Source organism: Desulfobulbus alkaliphilus (assembly GCF_016918545.1).
In the GTDB taxonomy this organism is placed as follows: Bacteria; Desulfobacterota; Desulfobulbia; order Desulfobulbales; family Desulfobulbaceae; genus Desulfobulbus; species Desulfobulbus alkaliphilus.
In genome coordinates, this window is the sequence record NZ_JAFFQC010000196.1 from 1 (window position 1) to 463 (window position 463).

The following is a 463-nucleotide window of genomic DNA, read 5'->3' on the forward strand; positions in this document are numbered from 1 at the left end:
CTGTATGGCCATACGCGCACGGCAGCACGCATGGCGCCTCTGGAAGCGGCGGGCGTCACGCGTCTGGATTCCGCCCGCGAGCTGGCCCGCAAGGCCCGCTATGTGGTCATGGCCGCCAAACCCTATCAGATCGAGTCCCTGCTGGCCGAGATGGCGCCCGAGTTCGGGCCCGATACGGTGGTGATCTCCGTGGCGGCCGGCATCAGCATCGCCCGTTTGCAGGCGGCCGTGGCCGGTCGCTGCCCCGTGGTGCGCTGCATGACCAATACGCCCGCGCTGGTGGGCAAGGGCGTGTTCGCCCTGTGCTTCGACGACAAGGTCCCGGCGCAGAGCAAGGAGGACATCCTGAGCTGCTTCAGCCAGCTGGGCGTTTGCCTGGAGCTGCCGGACTCCCGCTTCACGGCCTTTTCGGCCCTCATCGGTGCCGGGCCTGCCTATGAGTTCGGCATGATGCAGGGGCTGG

General features: G+C 68.0%; 1 pseudogene. It reads left to right on the forward strand.

Annotated elements, in window-relative coordinates:
* Window positions 1–30: 30 nt before the first annotated feature.
* Window positions 31–463: pseudogene (locus JWG43_RS18085) on the forward strand (NAD(P)-binding domain-containing protein); the annotation flags it as partial.